Source organism: Skermanella mucosa, from assembly GCF_016765655.2.
GTDB classification, from domain to species: Bacteria; Pseudomonadota; Alphaproteobacteria; order Azospirillales; family Azospirillaceae; genus Skermanella; species Skermanella mucosa.
Genome location: NZ_CP086106.1, coordinates 3,646,407 through 3,665,847, shown reverse-complemented (window position 1 = coordinate 3,665,847; position 19,441 = coordinate 3,646,407). Strand labels below are relative to the sequence as shown.

The 19,441-nt window shown below is 66.9% G+C and carries 17 protein-coding genes; 12 read left to right on the top strand and 5 right to left on the bottom strand.

Annotation, left to right across the window (positions count from 1 at the left end; all coding sequences use genetic code 11):
- Positions 1-12: 12 nt before the first annotated feature.
- The gene (locus JL100_RS16880) at positions 13-435 is read left to right on the top strand and encodes a PAS domain-containing protein (RefSeq protein WP_202678602.1); all 423 of its coding nucleotides are present in this window, start codon (positions 13-15) and stop codon (positions 433-435) included.
- Positions 436-811: 376 nt separating this feature from the next.
- On the top strand, positions 812-2,668 hold the full coding sequence (locus tag JL100_RS16875; protein ID WP_407696865.1) for an NYN domain-containing protein: 1,857 nt from the start codon (positions 812-814) through the stop codon (positions 2,666-2,668).
- A gap of 319 nt (positions 2,669-2,987) precedes the next feature.
- On the opposite strand, the gene JL100_RS16870 is transcribed toward JL100_RS16875, so the two are convergent.
- Positions 2,988-3,995, bottom strand: coding sequence for a glycosyl transferase family protein (locus JL100_RS16870; RefSeq protein ID WP_202678600.1), 1,008 nt, complete (start codon positions 3,993-3,995; stop codon positions 2,988-2,990).
- Between the two features lie 187 nt (positions 3,996-4,182).
- On the opposite strand from JL100_RS16870, the gene JL100_RS16865 reads away from it, so the two are divergent.
- The gene (locus JL100_RS16865) at positions 4,183-4,410 is read left to right on the top strand and encodes a hypothetical protein (RefSeq protein ID WP_202678599.1); all 228 of its coding nucleotides are present in this window, start codon (positions 4,183-4,185) and stop codon (positions 4,408-4,410) included.
- Positions 4,411-4,707: 297 nt separating this feature from the next.
- Here the strand turns inward: JL100_RS16865 and JL100_RS16860 are convergent, their stop codons facing one another.
- From JL100_RS16860 to ptsP, 3 genes are read right to left on the bottom strand one after another with little or no spacing between them, the layout of a single operon-like run.
- The gene (locus JL100_RS16860) at positions 4,708-6,585 is read right to left on the bottom strand and encodes a PTS fructose-like transporter subunit IIB (protein WP_202678598.1); all 1,878 of its coding nucleotides are present in this window, start codon (positions 6,583-6,585) and stop codon (positions 4,708-4,710) included.
- Positions 6,586-6,618: 33 nt separating this feature from the next.
- Positions 6,619-7,617 carry a 1-phosphofructokinase gene (pfkB, locus tag JL100_RS16855; RefSeq protein WP_202678597.1) on the bottom strand — a complete coding sequence of 333 codons (999 nt, stop codon included), beginning with the start codon at positions 7,615-7,617 and terminating at the stop codon, positions 6,619-6,621.
- A gap of 21 nt (positions 7,618-7,638) precedes the next feature.
- Positions 7,639-10,158 carry a phosphoenolpyruvate--protein phosphotransferase gene (ptsP, locus tag JL100_RS16850; RefSeq protein ID WP_202678596.1) on the bottom strand — a complete coding sequence of 840 codons (2,520 nt, stop codon included), beginning with the start codon at positions 10,156-10,158 and terminating at the stop codon, positions 7,639-7,641.
- 92 nt (positions 10,159-10,250) lie between these two features.
- Here ptsP and JL100_RS16845 point away from each other — a divergent pair, with 92 nt between their 5' ends.
- The gene (locus JL100_RS16845) at positions 10,251-10,979 is read left to right on the top strand and encodes a DUF1194 domain-containing protein (protein WP_202678595.1); all 729 of its coding nucleotides are present in this window, start codon (positions 10,251-10,253) and stop codon (positions 10,977-10,979) included.
- Between the two features lie 48 nt (positions 10,980-11,027).
- On the top strand, positions 11,028-12,317 hold the full coding sequence (locus JL100_RS16840; RefSeq protein ID WP_202678594.1) for a hypothetical protein: 1,290 nt from the start codon (positions 11,028-11,030) through the stop codon (positions 12,315-12,317).
- Between the two features lie 5 nt (positions 12,318-12,322).
- Here JL100_RS16840 and JL100_RS16835 read toward each other — a convergent pair whose 3' ends face one another.
- Complete coding sequence (locus JL100_RS16835; protein ID WP_202678593.1) at positions 12,323-12,823, bottom strand: hypothetical protein; 501 nt, start codon at positions 12,821-12,823, stop codon at positions 12,323-12,325.
- A gap of 649 nt (positions 12,824-13,472) precedes the next feature.
- Between JL100_RS16835 and JL100_RS16830 the strand changes: the two genes are divergently transcribed.
- The 7 genes from JL100_RS16830 (at position 13,473) to JL100_RS16800 (ending at position 19,439) form a co-directional block, all read left to right on the top strand.
- On the top strand, positions 13,473-14,756 hold the full coding sequence (locus tag JL100_RS16830; RefSeq protein ID WP_202678592.1) for an ABC transporter ATP-binding protein: 1,284 nt from the start codon (positions 13,473-13,475) through the stop codon (positions 14,754-14,756).
- A gap of 113 nt (positions 14,757-14,869) precedes the next feature.
- Positions 14,870-15,181: a twin-arginine translocase TatA/TatE family subunit gene (gene tatA / locus JL100_RS16825; protein WP_202678591.1), complete on the top strand. Its 312-nt coding sequence runs from the start codon at positions 14,870-14,872 to the stop codon at positions 15,179-15,181.
- 102 nt (positions 15,182-15,283) lie between these two features.
- A complete protein-coding gene (gene tatB, locus JL100_RS16820; protein ID WP_202678590.1) occupies positions 15,284-15,796 on the top strand; it encodes a Sec-independent protein translocase protein TatB in 513 nt (170 codons plus the stop codon).
- Positions 15,793-16,593, top strand: a complete 801-nt coding sequence (tatC, locus tag JL100_RS16815) for a twin-arginine translocase subunit TatC (RefSeq protein ID WP_202678589.1) — start codon at positions 15,793-15,795, stop codon at positions 16,591-16,593. The genes tatB and tatC overlap by 4 nt, the downstream gene beginning before the upstream one ends.
- Positions 16,594-16,727: 134 nt before the next feature.
- Positions 16,728-18,002 (top strand): serine--tRNA ligase, encoded by a 1,275-nt coding sequence (gene serS / locus JL100_RS16810; RefSeq protein ID WP_202678588.1) that lies wholly within the window; start codon positions 16,728-16,730, stop codon positions 18,000-18,002.
- The gene (gene surE / locus JL100_RS16805; RefSeq protein ID WP_202678587.1) at positions 17,995-18,777 is read left to right on the top strand and encodes a 5'/3'-nucleotidase SurE; all 783 of its coding nucleotides are present in this window, start codon (positions 17,995-17,997) and stop codon (positions 18,775-18,777) included. The genes serS and surE overlap by 8 nt, the downstream gene beginning before the upstream one ends.
- Positions 18,774-19,439, top strand: a complete 666-nt coding sequence (locus tag JL100_RS16800) for a protein-L-isoaspartate(D-aspartate) O-methyltransferase (RefSeq protein ID WP_202678586.1) — start codon at positions 18,774-18,776, stop codon at positions 19,437-19,439. The genes surE and JL100_RS16800 overlap by 4 nt, the downstream gene beginning before the upstream one ends.
- Positions 19,440-19,441: the final 2 nt, after the last annotated feature.

Below are 19,441 nucleotides of genomic sequence, written 5' to 3'. Positions count from 1 at the left end.
TGGACCTACTGGATGACGAAGCGCGGCGATCGCCGCATGCCGTCACGGGTCGACATCGATCCCGTCGAGATCCCGCGCCTCCTGTCGTCTACCGCGCTGGTCGACGTGCTGCGCGATCCGCTGGATTTCCGCTTCAGGCTGCTGGGCACCGCGATCGACAAGATCACGTCCAAGAACCTCCGCGGGATCCGTTTCTCCGATTTGACGTTTCTCGTCCCGGGCAACAAGGGATGGGACGACTATGAATATGTCGCGACCACCGGCCGGCCCCTTCTGACCGACCGCCCCTATGTCGGGCAGAGCAAGCTTGTCGTCCGGCTGACGGACAGCCTGTTCCCGCTGTCGGACGACGGCGAGACGGTCAATATGGTCTGGAGCTTCCTGGATATCTGGCAGGTCCCCCCGCGCGAGCGATCCTGGAACGGCATCGCGTGACGCCCGGCAGAAAAAGAGCCCCGCAGCGGACGACGCGCGGGGCCCAAGTCTACAAGGAAGAACCGCACCGAGTATGGCGCCCGCACACTATGGCTCCGGATTGGTTGATTAATCGTTAACCATAATATCCTTTGCCCTCGAAGCGAAAACCGTCCTGTTAGCCTGCTCCTCGGTCAAGGTCGCGCCGATTACGGATTATTAAACGAAATCCTCCGAAAATGCGGGCCGGCCGATTCCCATCAGGGACCGGGAAGGCCGACGCCATCGCGAAACAGGGGCGGCGGCAAAGTGGGGAGCAGGCGCGTTGCAGGATTCCGGTCGTATAAAGACAGCTGTTTTCGTCGATTTCGATAACGTCTACATCAACCTTCTGAATGTGAACCCACAGTCGGCCGAGCGTTTCGCAACCGATCCGCTTCGCTGGCTCAGGTGGCTCGAAAGCGGTGCTTACGAGGGCAATCCTCACGCGGCCCGTCGCGCGATCCTCATCCGCCGCTGCTACCTCAATCCGACCGCCACCGGATTCGGCAACTACCGGGCCTATTTCAGCCGCAATGCTTTCTCGGTCATCGACTGTCCGCCCGTCACGTCGCGCGGCAAGAACAGCGCGGACATCGTGATGGTGATGGATATCCTGGATACCCTGACCCACACGACCCGGATCGACGAATTCATCATCCTGTCCGCGGACGCCGACTTCACTCCGGTCCTGCTGAGGCTGCGCGCCCATGACCGGCGCACCGCCATCTGGAGCAGCCGTTTCTCCGCCGCGGCGTACCGGGCCGCCTGCGACTCCGTGATCGACCAGAACGTCTTCGTCGAGGAGGCCCTGGGGATAGAGGCGCGTTCCGCCTTCGGGTCCCCGGCGGCACCGATCCCGACCTCCGGCGGACGCGGCGACGGCTACGCGGCACTCCTTCCCAGCGTCGCCGGGGCGCTGGCCGATCAGGCGCGCTCCAGCGGGCCGGTCGCCAGCCGCGACGTGCATGAGGTGCTGCGCAGGTTCCCGCAGTTCACCAACAGTTCGTGGTTCGGTTTCGGCAATCTGCGCTCGCTGGTTGAGCAGCTCTGTACCCTGCTCCCCGGCCTGGAACTGAGGTCGACCGGCGAGGCGGACTGGCGGGTGGAATGGAAAGGCGCCGGACCGCTCTCCGTTGGATCGCCCATCGCCGGATCGGATTTGTCGGCACTGGACGACGCAGCCTTGAAGAGCCGTATCATGGCGGCCGTACGCGCCGAGCTTGGCGCGTCGGACAAGCCCGTAGCCCTTGCCGCCCTCGGGCAGACCGTCACCCGCACCATGGGCCACTGGGTCAAGGAGCAGCGCCAATGGGCGGGACATGGCACCTTGAAGGCCTTGATCCTCGCCAATGGCGGTCCGGACATCGGTATCGATACCACCGGCACGGGCTTTGCCTTCGACCGCACGCGGCACAGGCGGCTTGCGGTGCCCGACGCCGCCGCTCAGCCGACGGAGACCGAGGCCGAGGAACTCCAGGACTTCATCGGGCGCATCGCCTCCATCACCGATATGCCGCCCTTGCCGGCAGCGACATATGGCAAGCTGTTCCGCGCCATCGGCGAGGCCCTGGAGCGGGAGCCCTATCAGGATCAGCTGGCCCTCGAAGGGCAGGTCTCCGCGATCTGCGCGGAGAGTGGCGTAGACGTGGACAAGGCGGCGATCTCCTACGTGGTCACCGGCCTCGCCATGTCGGATTTCAACTTCACGGAGGACGAGGCGGATCCCGGCGCGATCGCCCGTTTCTTCATGCGGAACGCCATCGAGACCTGTGCCAACGCGCAGCTGACGCTGAGCGACCGTGACCATGTCCTCTTCGCGATATGGCTGACCGGGGCGACATGGAGCGATTTGCAGCCGGGGAGAAGGGGCGTGGGGAGCTCGGTTTCCGCATCCTCCCCCGCCGGCATCGAATTTTCGGTGCTGATCCGGGAGGTCGCGGACCGGGTGCTCGAGGAGGTGACGGGGAAGGGGACCCTGGCGGGGCTCGACTTGGTCAGCATCGTCAGGCAGGTCAATACCTGGGGCGACCGCTCCTGGTTCGGCTGCGGCAACCTGCGGATCCTGGTCGAGAGGATCATCGATCTCCACCCCGAGATGATGGTCACCCAGCCTCCCGGCCAGCCCTGGCGATTCGTCCTGAAGAACGGGGAGGCCGGAGCCCCTGATCAGGAGCGGACGGAGGAGAAGTCGGGACCGCTGCTCACGGTCTGACCGAGCTTCCCACCGGTCCCGCGTCGGATCGCCGATTTTCCGTGGCTATCCTGCCTGGACGGAGGAAAGCAGCAGCGCCAGACCCAGGATCAGGGAGACGACCTGCCAGAATCGCACGGGGTCGCGGTCTTGGGGTGGCGGCTTCCGCAGGCGCAGGGAGTCGTTGCGCGCCGCACCGCACTCCGGCACCGAGGCAAGCGTAATGACGGCCGTGCGGTTACCGCCGGTGGTGTCGGCGGCCCTGTTCGGAAGCGATGCCGAACCGGGCCCGGATGTACTCGGAGCGACCCTCATCCATGCCGATGGAAACTGCGCTCCGTCAGGTGCGGAAACGGCCCGGGAAGCGCGACCGCCACAGCCGCTCCGCCATATCCTCGGCCTCCTCGATCGACGCGGCGCGGCCCACGGCCTTCAGGCCCACGGCTGCGGTCGCGATGACCGCCTGCTCGGCGACCGGGTTGTCCAGCTCCCCCGCCCACAGCAGGGCGGGGTGCCGCGGGTCCAGGTCCTCGGCGCGCCACTGATAGGTCGTCTCCATCCGTTCCGCGAGCCGGGGCGCCCAGAATTCCTCTGCCGCCTGGCCGCCTTCGACGGTCGCGACCACGCACTCCTTCAGGGGGGAACGCTGCGCCTCGCCGCCGATGCCCTTGAAGATGGCGGCGCGGGGCTGGCCCAGGCGGATCGCGATCTCCTGATGCAGCGGGCGGTAGGGCGGGTGGAACACGCTCTGGATCTGGGCCGGTGCGTCCAGCGGGTTGATGTCTCGGGCGAAGGTGTTGACCGCGGTCCGCACGCCGAGCAGCGGGCGGAGCTGGAACAGCCGCTCCAGGTCGGGACAGAAATCCTGCAGCCTGATATAGGCGAAATTGCCGCTCCGCAGGTTGGCCGCGGCTTCGGTCAGCGATCCGCAGGGCCGGATGCCCAGCCGGGCGAGTGCCGCCGGCGTCGGGGCATAGCCTTCCGACCCGCCGTCGATGCCGTGCATCAGCACCTTGATGCCTTCCGATGCCAGCAGCAGCGCCGACAGGACGAACCAGGGCTGCTGCCGGTGCCTGTCCGCGTAGGAGGGCCAGTCGAGGTCGGGAACGATCTGATCGTCCGGCCGGGCGAGCACCGACTTCGCCGCCCGGACGAAGCCGGCAAGCTCCGCGCCCGTCTCCCCCTTGCGTCTCAACAGCAGCAGGAAGGCGCCGAGCTGGATGGGGTCGACCTCGCCGCGCAGGACCATCGCCATGGCCGCCTCGGCCTCGTGCTCTTCCAGGTCCCGGAACAGCTTCGGTCCCTTGCCCAAGGCCCTGGTATATTCGGCGAACGGATGCTCCTGCATACTCGACGACTTTCCCCGATTTTCATCAACGATACTGTAGCGAACATGCTGGTGCGGCGCAGCATCTTGTTCGATGGCCGGCATCGCGTCGCAATTGGTGGGAACGAGCGCGACCGCAGCTCCGTTCCAGATGCCTCACCCGGATTTTTCACCGGCAACATCAGCATCATCAACATGGAGACGGCACATGGCCGAGGACAATCAGGACCAAGCCCGAGAGATGGCCGTCGAAGGCATGCGGAAGGCGAAGGCCGGCAACAAAGGCGAGGGGATCGAACTGGTGGAAGAGGCGAAGCGGCTGGACCATGATGCCATCGCCGATATCGCGCCCGACAGCGACGATGCGAGCCGGGACGATCCCGACTTGACCCCTCCGGCGACCACGGTGCCGAAATCCCCCGGGCCGCAGGGCTGAGGACGGGGGTGTTCGCCCAATCTTTGGTCAGAGGGTCATGAAGACGGCGGATTGAGCAGCCAGCGATGCCGGACAGCGACACCTGTCCGGCATCGCTGCGTTTCAGCCGTTTACCATAAATCGGAAGATCGCCGGGCATCCCCAACCGAGAGAGGATGAACCCTTCCGCATTGCCGAAGCCCTCGGTCTTCGGTTTCCCGAAGGCTGGTCACCCACTGGCCCTGTTCGCCCCATTCCCATATTCCGGTACGACGGGAACAGCGTCTTCGGGCTTGCCTTCCCGGCCGTCGAAACGGGTTACGCCGCCTCGGCTCCCAGCGTTGCTTCCGTTCCCGGCTTCTTGAAGACGATCACCAAGCCGGCGGTGACCACCGTCCCGACCACGATCGCCAGCGCGTAGAGACCGACATTGGTGACCGCGTTGGGAATGCCCAGCACGAAGATTCCGCCGTGGGGCGCCCGCAGCATGCAGCCGAACAGCATGGACAAGGCGCCGGTCAGGGCGGAGCCGACGATGGCCGGCGGGATCACCCGCAAGGGGTCCTTGGCGGCGAACGGGATCGCGCCCTCGGTGATGAACGAGATGCCCAGCACGGCGGCCGCCTTGCCGGCGTCCCGCTCGTCGGGCGTGAAGCGGTTCTTCGCGATCATGGTGGCGAGCGCCAGCCCCAGCGGCGGGGTCATGCCGGCCGCCATGACCGCTGCCATCGGCAGGTAGGTCTGGGAGGCCAGCAACCCGACCGCGAAGGTGTAGGCAGACTTGTTGACCGGACCGCCCATGTCCACCGCCATCATGCCGCCCAGCAGCAGGCCCAGGAACACCGCGTTGGCCGAGGTCATGCCGCTGAGCCATGCGGTCAGACCGGAGAGGATCGCGGCGATCGGCGCGCCGACCACGTAGATCATCAGCAGGCCGACCGCGACGCTGGCGAGCAGCGGGATGATCAGCACCGGTTTCAGCCCTTCCAGGTTCTGCGGCAGCCTGATCCAGTTCTTGAGATAATAGGCGATGTATCCCGCCAGGAACCCCGATGCCAACCCCCCCAGGAAACCTGCGCCGATCTGGCTGGCGAGCATGCCGCCGATCAGGCCCGGTGCGAGGCCGGGGCGGTCGGCGATGGAGAAGGCGATGTAGCCGGACAGGACCGGCACCATGAGGGCGAAAGCGGCCTGCCCGCCGATCTGCATCAGCGCCGCGGCGAGCGAGCCTTCCTCGTTGGCCGCGTCGATGCCGAACATGAAGGACAGCGCGATGGCGAGACCGCCCGCGACGACCACCGGGATCGTGTAGGACACGCCGGTCATCAGGTGCTTGTAGGGCCCGGTCCGCTGGGCCGACCGCTCGGCCTTCAGCCGCTCGACCTCGCCCGCCAGGTTCCTGCCGGCGGCGGGCTTGGAGCCGGTCGCCGCATCTCCGCCGTCCCCCGGCATCTGGGCTTTCTCGAAGGCGGTCGCGATGACTTCCTTCCCGCCCTTCAGCGCCCTGCCGGTAGACGTGGAATAGACCCGCTTGTTGCTGAAGCGGTCCAGCGCCACGTTCGTGTCGGCCGCGATGATCACCACGTCGGCGGCCTCGATCTCCTCCGGCGTCAGGGGATTGCCGGCGCCGACCGAACCCTGGGTCTCCACCTTGATCTGGTGCCCCAGGGCGCGGGCGGCCTTGTTCAGCGCTTCCGCCGCCATGAAGGTGTGGGCGATGCCGGTGGGGCATGACGTGATCGCGACGATCCGCTTCGGCGTCTCCGCGACCGGAGGCGGAGCCGCCCTGGAAGGCTGCGGCGCCGGAACGGGAGAAGGCGCCGGGGGAGCGACGGGCATCGGCTCCAGCGGCACCGTTCCGGGAGACGCCAGTTCGGCGACCTGCGGCAACTCCCGGTCCCCGGCGGCCTCGCGCAGCAGGCGCGCGGTGTGGCGGATCGCCTCGCCGGGGGTGGAGCGGCGGATGTTCTTGCCCTGGAAGCGATCCTGGTCGTCGGGCTGGTCGGTCGCCAGGATCACGACGTCGGCGTTGCGGATCTCCACGTCGGAAAGCCGGTCGGAAGTGCCGTCGGGACCGATGCGCTCGACGCGGATGTCGTATCCCAGCATGTCGGCCGTGGCTTCCAGCGCTTCGGCCGCCATCGCGGTATGGGCGGCGGAGGCCCTGGAACCCGTCACGGCGACGACTTTCTTCATGGTTCTCTTCTCCAGGCGGCAGCGGAAATGCGTCTAGCGGGCAAGGACGCGGATATCGATCTCGCCCATGGAATTCTCGATCGTTTCCGGCGGCGGCAGGTGGGGTCCGACGGTCGTCAGCGTGCCGAGCGAGAAGGCGGTCGCCAGACGGGCGCAGCCTTCCAGGTCAAGGCCCCGCAGCTTGCCCAGGATGAACCCGGCGACCATGGCGTCCCCGGCTCCCACCGTGCTGCGCACGATGACCGCCGGCGGCCTGACCGCGAGGCGGGCCGTGCCTTCGGCGAAGATCGCGCCGTCGGCCCCCAGCGAGACGACGACGCAGCCGACGCCGCGGTCGATCAGTTCCTGGACCGCGGTCAGGATCGCCGTCTCGTCGGGAAGCTTGCGGCCGACCAGCTCCTCCAACTCCTCCAGGTTCGGCTTGATCGCGTAGGGCAGCGCCGCGACGCCGCGCGCGAAGGCTGGGCCGCTGGCGTCCAGCACGACGTTCTTGCCGCGTCCGCGCAGGTCGGCGACCATCTCGGCATAGACCGTTTCCGGCGTGCCAGACGGCGTGCTGCCGCACAGCACGAACCAGTCGTGGTCGACCGCCAGCGTGTCGATGGCGCCCCGGAGCCAGGTCAGGTTTTCCGCCGAGAAGGGCAGTCCGGGCAGGTTGATGTCGGTGATGCGCTTGTTGGGCGTGTCCAGGATCTTCACGTTGGCCCGCGTGCGGCCGGGCACGGTCACGAAGCGGTCGGCAATCCCCTTGTCGGCGAAGAAGCTTCGGAAGATCTCGATGTTGTCCGTGCCGAGGATCCCGGTGACGCTGACCGCGCAGCCGAAGTCGGCCAGGAAGGCCGCGACGTTGACGCCTTTGCCCCCGGGATCGGCCTGTTCCCACTCGACGCGGTTGACCTGTCCCGCGGCGAAGTTCGGGATGGAGATCGTCTGGTCGATCGCCGGATTGAGGGTGACGGTGGCGACGCGGACCGTCGTGTCGGCATCCGCGGCTCCCGTCGCCCGGGTGATCTCGGCGGTTTCGGTGTCCATGTTTTCCCTGTTGTCCATGGTTCAGGCCGCCTCGCCGGTCAGGGCCCTGACTTCTGCGGCGGCGCTGCACGCCAGCGCCCGGCGCGCCAGGTCCTTGGCGTCCTCGTAGGCCATTTCGCGGACCTGAGCCTTCAGGGCGGGAATGTTGGGAACGCCGACGCTCAACTCGTCCACGTCGAGGCCGATCAGGATGGGTGCCGCGGCGGGGTCGGCCGCCAGGTTGCCGCAGACTCCGACCCATTTCCCCTCGCCATGGGCGGCGCGCACGGTCTGGTCGACCATCCGCAGCACGGCGGGGTGCAGGCCGTCGGCTTCGCGGGCCAGGGCCGGATGGCCGCGGTCCATGGCGAGGGTGTACTGGGTCAGGTCGTTGGTCCCGATGGAGAAGAAATCCACCTCGCGGGCCAGCAGGTCGGCCATCACGGCCGACGACGGCACCTCAACCATGATCCCGACATCGACGTGCGGCCCGTCCACCTCGCGCCGGACCTCCTCGACCAGGCTGCGGCCCCGGCGGAACTCGTGGAGCGAGGTGATCATGGGGAACATGATCTTGATCTCCCCATGCGACGCGGCGCGCAGGATCGCGCGGAGCTGGCTGCGGAACAGGTCGGGCATGGAAAACGACAGCCGGATGCCGCGCTGGCCCAGGAACGGGTTCTCCTCGTGAGCCATGGAGATGTAGGGCAGCGGCTTGTCCCCGCCCGCATCCAGCGTGCGGACGATCAGGGGCAGCCCGCCGAGTGCCTCGGCCATCGCGCGGTAGGCCTCGTACTGCTCCTCCTCGCCGGGCGGATCGGTGCGGTCCTGGAACAGGAACTCGGTCCGCAGCAACCCGACCGCCTCGCCGCCGGCCTGGACCGCGCGCTCCGCCTCGTGCACCGCGCCGATATTGGCGGCGATCTCGACCCGATGGCCGTCCACGGTGATCGCCGGGCGGTATGCCGCCTCCAGCACCACGGCGCGACGCTGCCCGGCGCCTTGCCGGGCCTGCCGCGCCAGTTCCAGCCGGTCGGCGTCGGGATCGGGCAGCAGGGTGCCGCGCGTGCCGTCCAGGACGGCGGTCACGCCGCCGGCCAGGTCCAGCACCTGGGGTCCGGCCCCGACCACCGCCGGGATGTCCAGGGAACGCGCCAGGATCGCGGTGTGGGAGTTGGGGCCGCCCAGCGCGGTCAGGATGCCCTTGACCAGGTCGGGGTCCAGCGACGCCGTATCGGACGGCGTCAGGTCCTCGGCGACCAGGATGATCTCATGATCAGGCAGGGCGGGTGCCTCCGCCTCGTCGCGCCGGACCAGGAGACGCATGACTCGGGCGCCGACATCGCGAAGATCGTTGGCCCGGCCTGCCAGCAGCGGGTCGCTGAGGGCGGCCAGTTCGTTCGCCCGTTCTTCGACCGTTTCCCGCCACGCGAAGGCCGCGCTCTCTCCCTGGTCTATGCGGTGGTGGACCGCATCGAGCAGATCGGGGTCCTCCAGGAACTCGCGGTGGGCGGCGAAGATCCGCGCCTCCATCTCGCCGGCCCGGCGTCCGACGGTGCGGTGAAGCTCTTCCAGTTCTGCGCCGGCCCGGTCGACCGCATGGTCGAAGTCCGAGTGTTCGGCGTCCGGGTTCGCGGCATGCTGCTCAAGGACCACTTCCGCCTGCTTGCGCAGCTGGTGGAGCGGGGCGATCGCGATGCCGGGGGCCGCCGCGACGCCGCGGATCAGTCCCGGCTCGTCCGGCGCCGTCTCGGCCGGGAATGTCTCGTGGCGGCCGACCTGTACCGCCGGTTCCGGTGCCGCGTGTGCCGCCTCGTCCTCCTCGCCCAGGCCCGTCTCCACGGCTTCCCGAAGGGTCTGCAGGGCCCTGGCCGCATCCGGACCGTCGGCGGTGATGCTGATGATGCCGCCGCGCTCGACGCCGAGCCGAAGCATCGACACCATGCTCTTGCCGTTGGCGGTCTTGCCCGCGTGGCTGACCCGGATGTCGGAATTGAACTGCTTGGCCAGCGTCACGAAGACGGAGGCCGGCCGGGCGTGGAGGCCGGCGCCGCCGGTGACTTCGACATCGACCCGCTGCCCGCCGCCCAGGATCGGCGCGGCCGGAGCGGGCGCGGGAGGCACTTCCGTCGACCGGGCGGGGTCGAGCGCCGCCGAGATCTCGGTGACGTCGTGGGTGCGGGCGAGCCGCATCACGGTCGCCTCGTCCTCCAGCACGTCGGTCAGCTTCTGCAGCACGCCGATATGTTCGTCGGAGCGGGCGGCGATGCCGACGACGAGATGCACGAACTCGCCGGGATTCCATTCGACGCCGTAGGGCAGCTGTAGAACGGAAAGTCCGGTATGCTGGATCAGATCGCGGTCCTGCGGCAGTCCATGGGGAATGGCGATGCCGTTGCCCAGATATGTTGCGGTGACCGTCTCCCGGCGCATCATGCTGTCTATGTAACCGGGCTGGATATAGCCGCCTTCGACCAGGATGGCGCCCGCCTGGCGTATGGCGTCCGCCTTGTCCACGGCATGGGCGCCTATCCGCACATTCTCCGGTCCCAAGCTGACCATTCGGCTTTCCTTTTCGGGCATCAGACTCAAACTATCTAACCCGATGCCGGAGAAAGCGTTGCAATCGCAGGGCTGGCCTGGGGGGAAGCAGGATGTGGGTGCGTGCGGTGCTCAGCGGATGCGCCGGGCTGGTGCTGGCGGTTTCCGCCCTGACGGCCCGGGCGGAAATTCCGGTCGACCTGGAACTGGTGCTTGCCGTGGATGTCTCCGGCTCGGTCAACGAGGAGGACGCCCATCTCCAGCGCAGCGGCTATGCCCGCGCGATCACCGACAGGCGGGTGGTGGAGGCGATCCAGGGCGGCGCGCTGGGCCGCATCGCGGTGACCTATGTGGAATGGGCCGATGACAAGCTGCAGCGCACGGTGGCCGGATGGCAAATGATCGACGGTCCGGCGAGCGCAAAGTCTTTCAGCCGGGAACTGGCGGGCGGGCCGACGGTGACGGAGGCGCGGACCTCGATCAGCGCCCTGATCGACCACTGCGTCAACCTGTTCGCGACGAACGGGTTCGAAGGAACGCGGCAGGTGATCGACATCTCGGGCGACGGCGAGAACAATGTCGGCCGCCCGGTGACGCTGGCCCGAGATGATGCCGTCAAGGCGGGAGTCATCATCAACGGGCTGCCGATCCTCCGCGCGGGCTTGCTGCCCTGGGCCGAGGATCGCGACCGGCGGCGCCACCTGGATACCTATTTCCAGGAGAACGTGATCGGCGGTCCCGGCTCCTTCGTCGTCGTCGCCAGGGGCCCATCGAGCTTCGCCGACGCGATCCTCGCGAAACTCCTGAGGGAGATCGCCGCCTTGCCGGAACCTGTGCCCTGACCCCGTGTTCGGATGCCCTGACAGAGGCTGGGAACGCGGATCGCAGGAATGGGTATCGATAGGTGCAGGCGCGTCGTACGGTTCCTGCTGGTCTGCGGCATCTTCCTCGTACCGGTCTGGGGCTACACGGCCACATCAGCGGTCTCCTGGATGCGGATGCTGGACCTGGAGACTTTCCGGACCACCGGCGACATCTGGAATTATCTGGCGGGGCTGCGCACCGGAATTCCTCCCGTGCTATCGGCGCTGGAACTGCTGTGGTGGGTCAATTTCCGCGATCTGGCGCTGTTTTCGAAGCTACTGTATCCGCTCAGCGTGGCATCTGCCTTCGCGCTGGCCGTGCTGATCCAACCGGAGCGGCCTTGGTTGCGGACCGCCGTGCTGATCCTCGGGCTGTTCCTGGCGCACCGGGGGGTGGCGGTCCATGCCGGCAATCCGGCGAACTACGATCCCCTCTTCGCCCTGCTGACGCTGGGCTATTTCCTGCTGGTCCGGGCATGGCTGGGCAGCCGACGGCCCGGCACGCTGGCGGCGGCAGGGCTGTGCCTCTCGCTGCTGGACCTGACCCGGCCTTTCATGGTCTTCCTGCTGCCGCTGTTCCTGGCGGTGGAGGTCCACCGCATCGTCACGACGGCTCCGCCATCACCATCGGCATCGGGAAGGGCGGGGGCGCTGGCTGCCTTCCTCCTGCCCGTCGCGATTCTCTCGGGCGGGTGGCACCTGCATGTATGGCTCGCCCATGACCATCAGATCACCTGGACCAACGTATCCGGCTTCAACCTCCAGCGTGCCTGGGAAGATTTCCATCCCGACATACGGTCCGCCCGCCGCCTGGAGGAACTGCCGCGCCTTCGGGAGGGTTCCGGCGAACTGTGGGCCGACCTTAACACCTCCGAGGTTTACTGGGAGAGCGAGGCGCTCAAGTCGCTGATCGTCGCCAGGATCCTGGAAGAACCGGTCCGGGCGGCAGGCCACATGCTGGAACGCCTTGCCGTTTTCGCCAGCGCGCCGACGCGGATGTACGACCGGGACCCTCAAGGGGTCGGAATCCTGGCATACCGGGTCGTCGTGACGGTCTTGCTCCTGACGCTGGCCGGTTATGTCGCCGTCGGGGGCGCCGTGCTGATCCGCCGCAGGTCCTGGCCGTGGCTCGACCAACGCTGGTGGCTGGCCGCCTCGACGCTGCTCGTCGTGATCCTGGTATCGGTCGGTGAAAGGGGCGAGGAGGGGCGCTTCATCTTCTCCATCCTGCCGATGCTGCTGGCTGTCGGCGGCTTCGCGCTCGCATCGTTGCCGTGTTCCGACCAAGCGGGGCGATCCTGCCCGGAGCCGGATTAGGCCGTTCAGAAATGCGGCCGGGCAGCGTTTCGGCCTTCGGATCGCGCCTCTTCGCGGTGGCGTACGAGCGAAGCGACGATTTCCCACACCTTAGCCATGTGGGCCTCCTGGATGTTGGAGATCCTGCTGTTCCTGGGACGCCACTGCTTCGAGTGGACGGCCTCGGCAATCTGATGCCTGCCGCGCCGCATGAACTCCTTCGCGGACTCGTCCACCGCCTTCACGAAAGAATCAAGTACGGCGTTTTCGATCGCCGCATTGTCGTTGACGGTGAAGTTGGCAATGGAGATCGGGAGCTGATCGGAACCCAGCTGGGATGGCGCCGGTATTCCGCGCCCTCCCTCCAGCCGGAACCAGATGGTGTCCATCAGGCATCTTCGTCCAACGTCTAAAGGATCATCCTTTTCCAATCTTCCCGCAGCGATCGCTTCCTCAAAATCAGGAAACTCAATTACGAATATTCCTTCATCAGGATCGCTCTTGACCGTCGCCGGGTAAGTAGCCATTGGGTTGCCTGCCTAACGTCATACAACAACAACGTGAAGGTTTAGGGTATACCAACTCCGATAAGCTATCAAGATCGGCGCGCGCAATCCAACAAGAACCTGTTCCCTTGGGGGATCGGCCTCATCAGGCGGTCGAACTTCGCGACGAACTTCGCCTTGAGTGCATCATTGACGTCCAGACCTCCGATTCCAGGATTGAGGATCACGTGGCAGCTACCTACGGTGAACTGCCTACCGTGATTCCCGAAGCCGCCAACCGGTTGGACCTTCACCGTTCCGGGCCCGAATGCCGCTTCAAGACACTGCGTCAATCGTTGAACGAAGTCATCAAACGACATCACTGAACCTTGAACATGAGAATTTACGGCAAAATTTATGGAGCTTTGGAGGGTTTGGAGTCAAGGTATCGCAACCGGCATGTGCTTCGCCAATCGGATTTTCCCCTGTCGGCCTGAGAGACGCAAACACACCCATCGGCGGGATCGGTTTCCGGCTTGCCGCCGGATCGCAGGGATCGGTTCCTCCAGCCCGGGGAGGCCTGCGACAAACGGCCTCCACCTTGCGACTGGTTTTAAGAACCAATTGCAATCCTTGTTCGACGTGCCTTAATAGCCGCTTGCGCCCGCCCCCAGAGCAGCGACCGGGACCGATGGATCATTCCTATTTCGACGACCGTACCGTTGCTTCCCGCCCCTTGAGCCTGCGTTCGGCACTGCGGGCTGCCCTGCGCGGCCGTTCGGCGACCTGGGTCGGAAAGCCGCCGGCGGGATCCGGTTCCGTTTCCCCCGCTCCGGACGGACCCGGCAACGCGCCGGCCGCTCCGCACGACGTGGCTGGCCCGGCGCCGAAGCACGCCGCATCGGCAGAGGAGGCGCTCGGCCTCGATCATGTGCGGCATCGCTACGGCGGCATGACGGCCGTGGATGACGTCAGCCTCGGTATCGCGCGCGGCGAGATCATGTGCCTGGTCGGCCCCAGCGGGTGCGGCAAGTCAACGCTTCTGCGGGTCGCGGCGGGGCTGGAGGCTCTTCAGCACGGCACGGTGCGGATCAACGGCAAGGTGGTCGCCGATAACGGCGGCTGCATTCCGCCGGAGCGGCGCGGGGTCGGGCTGGTGTTCCAGGACTACGCGCTGTTCCCGCACCTGTCGGTGATCGACAACGTCCGATTCGGCCTGTCCGGCATCCCGGTCGAAATCCGGCGCCGCCGCGCCATGGAGACGCTGGAACAGGTCGGCATGGCGGCCTACGCAGACCATTTTCCCCATGCCTTGTCGGGCGGGCAGCAGCAGCGCGTGGCGCTGGCGCGCGCGCTGGCTCCCAATCCGGCGGTGCTTCTGCTGGACGAGCCGTTCTCCGGCCTGGACGCTCGCCTGCGCGAGCAGGTGCGCGACGAGACGCTGCATGTGCTGAAGAAGACGGGGGCGGCCACGATGCTGGTCACCCACGATCCGGAGGAGGCGATGTTCCTGGCCGACCGGATCGCCCTGATGCGGGACGGCAAGCTGATCCAGTTGGGCAGCCCGGTCGATCTCTATACCCGCCCGGCCGATGCCTTCGCCGCGCAGTTCTTCGGGGAGGTCAACCGGATCGGCGGGCGGGTGCGCGGCGGTGCGGTCGAGACCCCGCTCGGCCGCGTGCCCTGCGACCTGCCTGAAGGGGCCGCGGCCGAGGTGCTGATCCGTCCCGAGGCGCTTCAGCTTTCCGCGCCGGATACCGCCGCCGGTGCCCGCGTTCCCAACCTCGGCCGCGTCATGGCGGCCCGGCTGCTCGGCCGGACGAGCCTGATCCATCTCGACGTGCCGGACGGCGCCCAGGGCCGTCACCTGCACTCCCGTATGCCCGGCCAGTTCCTTCCGCCCGAGGACACCCACGTGGCGATCACGCTGGACATGCGGCAGGCCTTCGTATTTCCCGCCAAAGATCCGACATAAACAGTTGTGATATCCCGGGGTGGTTTGGCCCCCCGGGTCGTTGCGGTCGGTTTGGCTTTCTGCCAATATCCCGCCGCAGCGCGCACCCACGAGCGGACTTTGGAGAATTCTCAATGAGTATCGGTATTTGGCAGGTGGTCCTGATCCTCGTGATCGTCCTGATCATTTTCGGAGCCGGCAAGTTGCCGAAGGTGATGGGCGACGTCGCCAAGGGGGTCAAGAACTTCAAGTCGGGCCTGAAGGAAGACGACGATGACGGCGTCGCCGACCAGCCCCGGGTGATCGACAGCCACGCCACGACCCAGCCGGTCCAGACTTCCGTCCACGCCGCGCCGGGACAGCCCGCGTCTCCCGTTCCGGCGGCCGGGACGCCGACGGTGGATCACACCACCACGGTCAGGAAGGACGAGACGGCCAAGACCTGAGCAGACCCGGCACCGCGTCCGCAAAGCGCTTGGCAAGTTCCATGTCGCCCGCCGTCCCGCCTATGGTAGTGGGTCCCTTCCGCCGTCCCTGGACGATCCGTAATGCTTGATATTGGCTGGTCCGAACTGCTCGTCATCATGGTGGTGGCGCTGCTCGTCATTGGACCCAAGGACTTGCCCAAGGTCCTGAAGACCGTGGGCATCTGGGTGCGCAAGGCGCGCATGCTGACCCGCGACTTCCAGAACAGCGTGGACGAGATGATCCGCGAGGCCGATCTGGAGGACGTGCGCCGACAGGCGACCGAGTTGCGCAACCTGAACCTGACGAAGGAGGTGGAGAATACCATCGATCCCTCGGGTTCCCTGCGCAACGCGTTCGATCCCAACATCACGTCGAGTCCCTCGGTCACGGCCCGTCCGCGCGCGGAGGATGACTCCGACCCGGAAGCCGAGGCGGACAGGGCGGCCCATGGGGAGGTCCGCGGAACCGGGACGGTCCAGGCGGCCCAACTCCCCGCGACGGCCGCCGAGCCGCAGCTCCCAGCCGTGCCGGCCGACCAGAAGATCCCCGAACCGGCCGTGGTGCCGGGCGATACCCCTGACAAGCGGGCATGACCACCGTGAGCGACGACGGCCTCGACGACAGCAAGATGCCGCTGCTCGATCACCTGATCGAGCTGCGCAATCGGCTGATGTACTCGATAGCGGCGATCTTCGCCGCCTTCCTGATCTGCTACTATTTCAGCCCCGACATCTACGCCTTCCTCGTCCGTCCGCTGGCCGACCTGCTCGGCAACGAAGGCAGGCGGATGATCTACACCGGCCTGACGGAAGCCTTCTTCACCTACGTCAAGGTCGCGTTCTGGGCGGCGATGTTCCTCGCTTTCCCGGTCATCGCCAGCCAGCTCTGGATGTTCATCGCGCCCGGCCTCTACAAGCACGAGCGCAACGCCTTCCTGCCGTTCCTGGTCGCCACCCCGATCATGTTCTTCATGGGCGGCGCGTTGGTCTATTACGCGATCTTCCCGCTCGCCTGGAGCTTCTTCCTGAGCTTCGAGCAGCTGGCGCCCGGTCCCGAGGGGCTGCCGATCCAGTTCGAGGCACGCGTCGGCGAGTACCTGTCGCTGGTGATGACCCTGATCTTCGCCTTCGGAATCGCGTTCCAGCTTCCGGTGCTGCTGACCCTGCTGGCCCGGGCCGGTATCGTCTCGTCGGAGGCGCTGGCGTCCAAGCGGAAATACGCCATCGTCATCATCCTTATCGCCGCCGCGATCATGACGCCCCCCGACGTGATCAGCCAGCTCGGCCTCGCCGTGCCGCTCTATGCGCTCTATGAGATCTCGGTGCAGATCGCGCGCGTCATGGAGAAGCAGCGGGCGAAGCGCGAAGAGGAAGCCGAAGCGGCCGAGTGAAGGTTCCGGGTGAAAAGGGGCACAGTGTGCGGCGGAATGAACACAGTCCGCCGCGCTCTGTTCCGCACGGCTGGACCGGGGACATGAGGAGCTTTATAAACAACTTCCCGTAACGTCTTCGATCCAGTGGTCTCATGCACGACTTACGCCTGATTCGTGACAATCCCGAAGCTTTCGACCGTGGTCTGGCGAGACGGGGTCTGTCGCCCATGTCGGGTGAAATCCTGGACCTCGACGCCAGCCGCCGTGCCGCCCAGACCGCGCTGCAGGAGATGCAGGCCCGCCGCAACGAGGCTTCCAAGGAAATCGGCAAGGCCAAGCGAGAGGGCCGCGGTGCCCAGGACCTGATGGCTGAAGTCGCCGGCCTGAAGGAAGGCATCCAGCAGACCGAGGAGCAGGAGCGGGAGACCGGCGCCGCCCTCGAAACCCTGCTCGCCAGCCTGCCCAACATTCCGGCCGACGACGTTCCCGACGGTCCCGATGAGAGCGGCAACGTGGAACTGCGCCGGGTCGGCGAGCCGCCCCGCCTGGACCATGCGCTCGAGCATTTCGAACTGGGCGAGAAGCTGGGGCTTATGGATTTCGCCGCCGGCGCCAAGCTGTCGGGCGCGCGGTTCACCGTGCTGCGCGGCAAGCTGGCCCGGCTGGAGCGGGCGATCGGCCAGTTCATGCTCGACCTCCATGTCAACGAGCACGGCTATACCGAGGTCATGCCGCCCCTGATGGTGCGCGACGAGGCCGCCTTCGGCACCGGGCAGCTGCCCAAGTTCGCCGAGGACCTGTTCCGCACCACGACGGGACACTGGCTGATCCCGACCGCCGAGGTACCGCTGACCAACTTGGTGGCCGACCGAATCCTCGACCTGGAGGACCTGCCGCTCCGCATGGCCGCGCTCACTCCGTGCTTCCGTTCCGAAGCGGGGGCGGCCGGCAAGGATACCCGCGGCATGATCCGCCAGCACCAGTTCTGGAAGGTCGAGATGGTCAGCGTGACCGGTCCGGACCAGTCCAACGCCGAGCACGAGCGCATGACCCAATGCGCCGAGACCGTCCTGAAGCGGCTGGAACTGCCGTTCCGCACCATCGCGCTGTGCACCGGCGACATGGGATTCTCCGCCGCCAGGACCTATGACATCGAGGTCTGGCTGCCGGGCCAGGACGCCTACCGGGAAATCTCCAGCTGCTCGACCTGCGGCGATTTCCAGGCGCGCCGCATGAAGGCCCGCTGCCGGCCCCGGGGCGACAAGAACACCCAGTTCGTCCATACGCTCAACGGCTCCGGCGTCGCGGTCGGCCGGTGCCTGATCGCCATCATGGAAAACTTTCAGCAACCGGATGGGTCCATAATCGTGCCGGAGGCCTTGCGGCCCTACATGGGTGGACTGGATAGGATCGCGGCGGATGCTTAAGGCTCCCCTGGACGTCTCAAAGGCCCGGATCCTGCTTTCCAACGACGACGGTATCCACGCCCCCGGCCTGGAGGTGCTGGAGAAGATCGCCCGCACCCTGTCCGACGATGTCTGGGTGGTGGCGCCGGAGACCGAGCAGTCCGGCGCCAGCCACTCGCTGACTCTGCACCGGCCGCTGCGGATGCGGCAGATGGCCGAGCGCCGATTCGCGGTCGACGGCACCCCGACCGACTGCGTCCTTCTGGCGATCAACCATATCCTCAAGGACCGCAAGCCCGACCTGGTGCTGTCAGGCGTCAACCACGGCAGCAACCTGGGCGAGGACGTCACCTACTCCGGCACGATCGCCGCGGCGATGGAGGCGACCCTGCTGGGCGTGCCGGCCATCGCCATGAGCCAGCATCTGGACCCTGCGCAGCCGGCGCTGTGGCAGACCGCGCTCCACTGGGGGCCGGAGGTGGTGCGCAAGGCGGTGTCGGTCGCGTGGCCGCGCAACGTGCTGATGAACGTCAATTTCCCCAGCGTCGAGCCCGGCGAGGCCAAGGGCATCCATGTCGTCCGGCACGGCCAGCGCAAGGTCGGCGACGACCTGACCGAGCGGGTCGATCCGCGCGGCCGGGCCTATTTCTGGATCGGCACGCTTCGCGGCGACGCCGACACGCTGCCGGACACCGACATCGGGGTGGTGATGGACAAGGGTATCGCGATCACGCCCCTGTTCCTGGACCTGACCCATACCCCCACCCTGGATACGCTGAGGACGGTGTTCGCTTGAGCATCGACGCGCGAAAGATCCGCCTGATCATGCAGCTTCGCCGGTCGGGCGTGACCGACACGGCGGTACTGGCCGTGATCGAGCGACTGCCGCGCGAAGCCTTCGTCCCGCCCTCGTTCCTGGACCAGGCATACGAGGACATGGCCCTGCCGATCGGCTCCGGCCAGACGATCAGCCAGCCGCTGGTGGTCGCCATGATGACCCAGGCGCTGGAGCTGCATAACCGGCTGAAGGTGCTGGAGATCGGCACCGGGTCCGGTTATCAGGCGGCGGTCCTGTCGCGGCTGACCCGGCGGGTTTACACGATCGAGCGGCACCGTCCGCTCCTGCGCGACGCCGAGGCCCGGTTCCACCAGCTCGGGCTGCACAACATCACCACCCGCGCGGGCGACGGTACCAAGGGCTGGCCCGAGCAGGCTCCATTCGACCGGATCCTGGTCACCGCCGCCGCCGACGGCACCGTCCCGAAGGACCTGACCGATCAGCTCGCGATCGGCGGCGTCATGGTCGTCCCGCTGGGGACCGACCGGCGGGACCAGCGGGTCTATCGCATCCGCCGCACCGAAGCCGGCCTGCACAGGGAGGAACTGTGGCCCGTACGATTCGTGCCCCTGCTTCCCGAGCCGGTTCCGGTTCCGGTCGCCCGCGCCCGCACGTCCTGACC

What these genes read in the sequence shown, in the direction of transcription:
- JL100_RS16880 (WP_202678602.1), top strand. Translation starts at nt 13, where the DNA reads ATGACGAAGCGCGGCGATCGCCGCATGCCGTCACGGGTCGACATCGAT.
- JL100_RS16870 (WP_202678600.1), bottom strand. Translation starts at nt 3,995, where the DNA reads ATGCAGGAGCATCCGTTCGCCGAATATACCAGGGCCTTGGGCAAGGGA.
- JL100_RS16865 (WP_202678599.1), top strand. Translation starts at nt 4,183, where the DNA reads ATGGCCGAGGACAATCAGGACCAAGCCCGAGAGATGGCCGTCGAAGGC.
- JL100_RS16860 (WP_202678598.1), bottom strand. Translation starts at nt 6,585, where the DNA reads ATGAAGAAAGTCGTCGCCGTGACGGGTTCCAGGGCCTCCGCCGCCCAT.
- pfkB (WP_202678597.1), bottom strand. Translation starts at nt 7,617, where the DNA reads ATGGACACCGAAACCGCCGAGATCACCCGGGCGACGGGAGCCGCGGAT.
- ptsP (WP_202678596.1), bottom strand. Translation starts at nt 10,158, where the DNA reads ATGGTCAGCTTGGGACCGGAGAATGTGCGGATAGGCGCCCATGCCGTG.
- JL100_RS16845 (WP_202678595.1), top strand. Translation starts at nt 10,251, where the DNA reads ATGTGGGTGCGTGCGGTGCTCAGCGGATGCGCCGGGCTGGTGCTGGCG.
- JL100_RS16840 (WP_202678594.1), top strand. Translation starts at nt 11,028, where the DNA reads ATGGGTATCGATAGGTGCAGGCGCGTCGTACGGTTCCTGCTGGTCTGC.
- JL100_RS16835 (WP_202678593.1), bottom strand. Translation starts at nt 12,823, where the DNA reads ATGGCTACTTACCCGGCGACGGTCAAGAGCGATCCTGATGAAGGAATA.
- JL100_RS16830 (WP_202678592.1), top strand. Translation starts at nt 13,473, where the DNA reads ATGGATCATTCCTATTTCGACGACCGTACCGTTGCTTCCCGCCCCTTG.
- tatA (WP_202678591.1), top strand. Translation starts at nt 14,870, where the DNA reads ATGAGTATCGGTATTTGGCAGGTGGTCCTGATCCTCGTGATCGTCCTG.
- tatB (WP_202678590.1), top strand. Translation starts at nt 15,284, where the DNA reads ATGCTTGATATTGGCTGGTCCGAACTGCTCGTCATCATGGTGGTGGCG.
- tatC (WP_202678589.1), top strand. Translation starts at nt 15,793, where the DNA reads ATGACCACCGTGAGCGACGACGGCCTCGACGACAGCAAGATGCCGCTG.
- serS (WP_202678588.1), top strand. Translation starts at nt 16,728, where the DNA reads ATGCACGACTTACGCCTGATTCGTGACAATCCCGAAGCTTTCGACCGT.
- surE (WP_202678587.1), top strand. Translation starts at nt 17,995, where the DNA reads ATGCTTAAGGCTCCCCTGGACGTCTCAAAGGCCCGGATCCTGCTTTCC.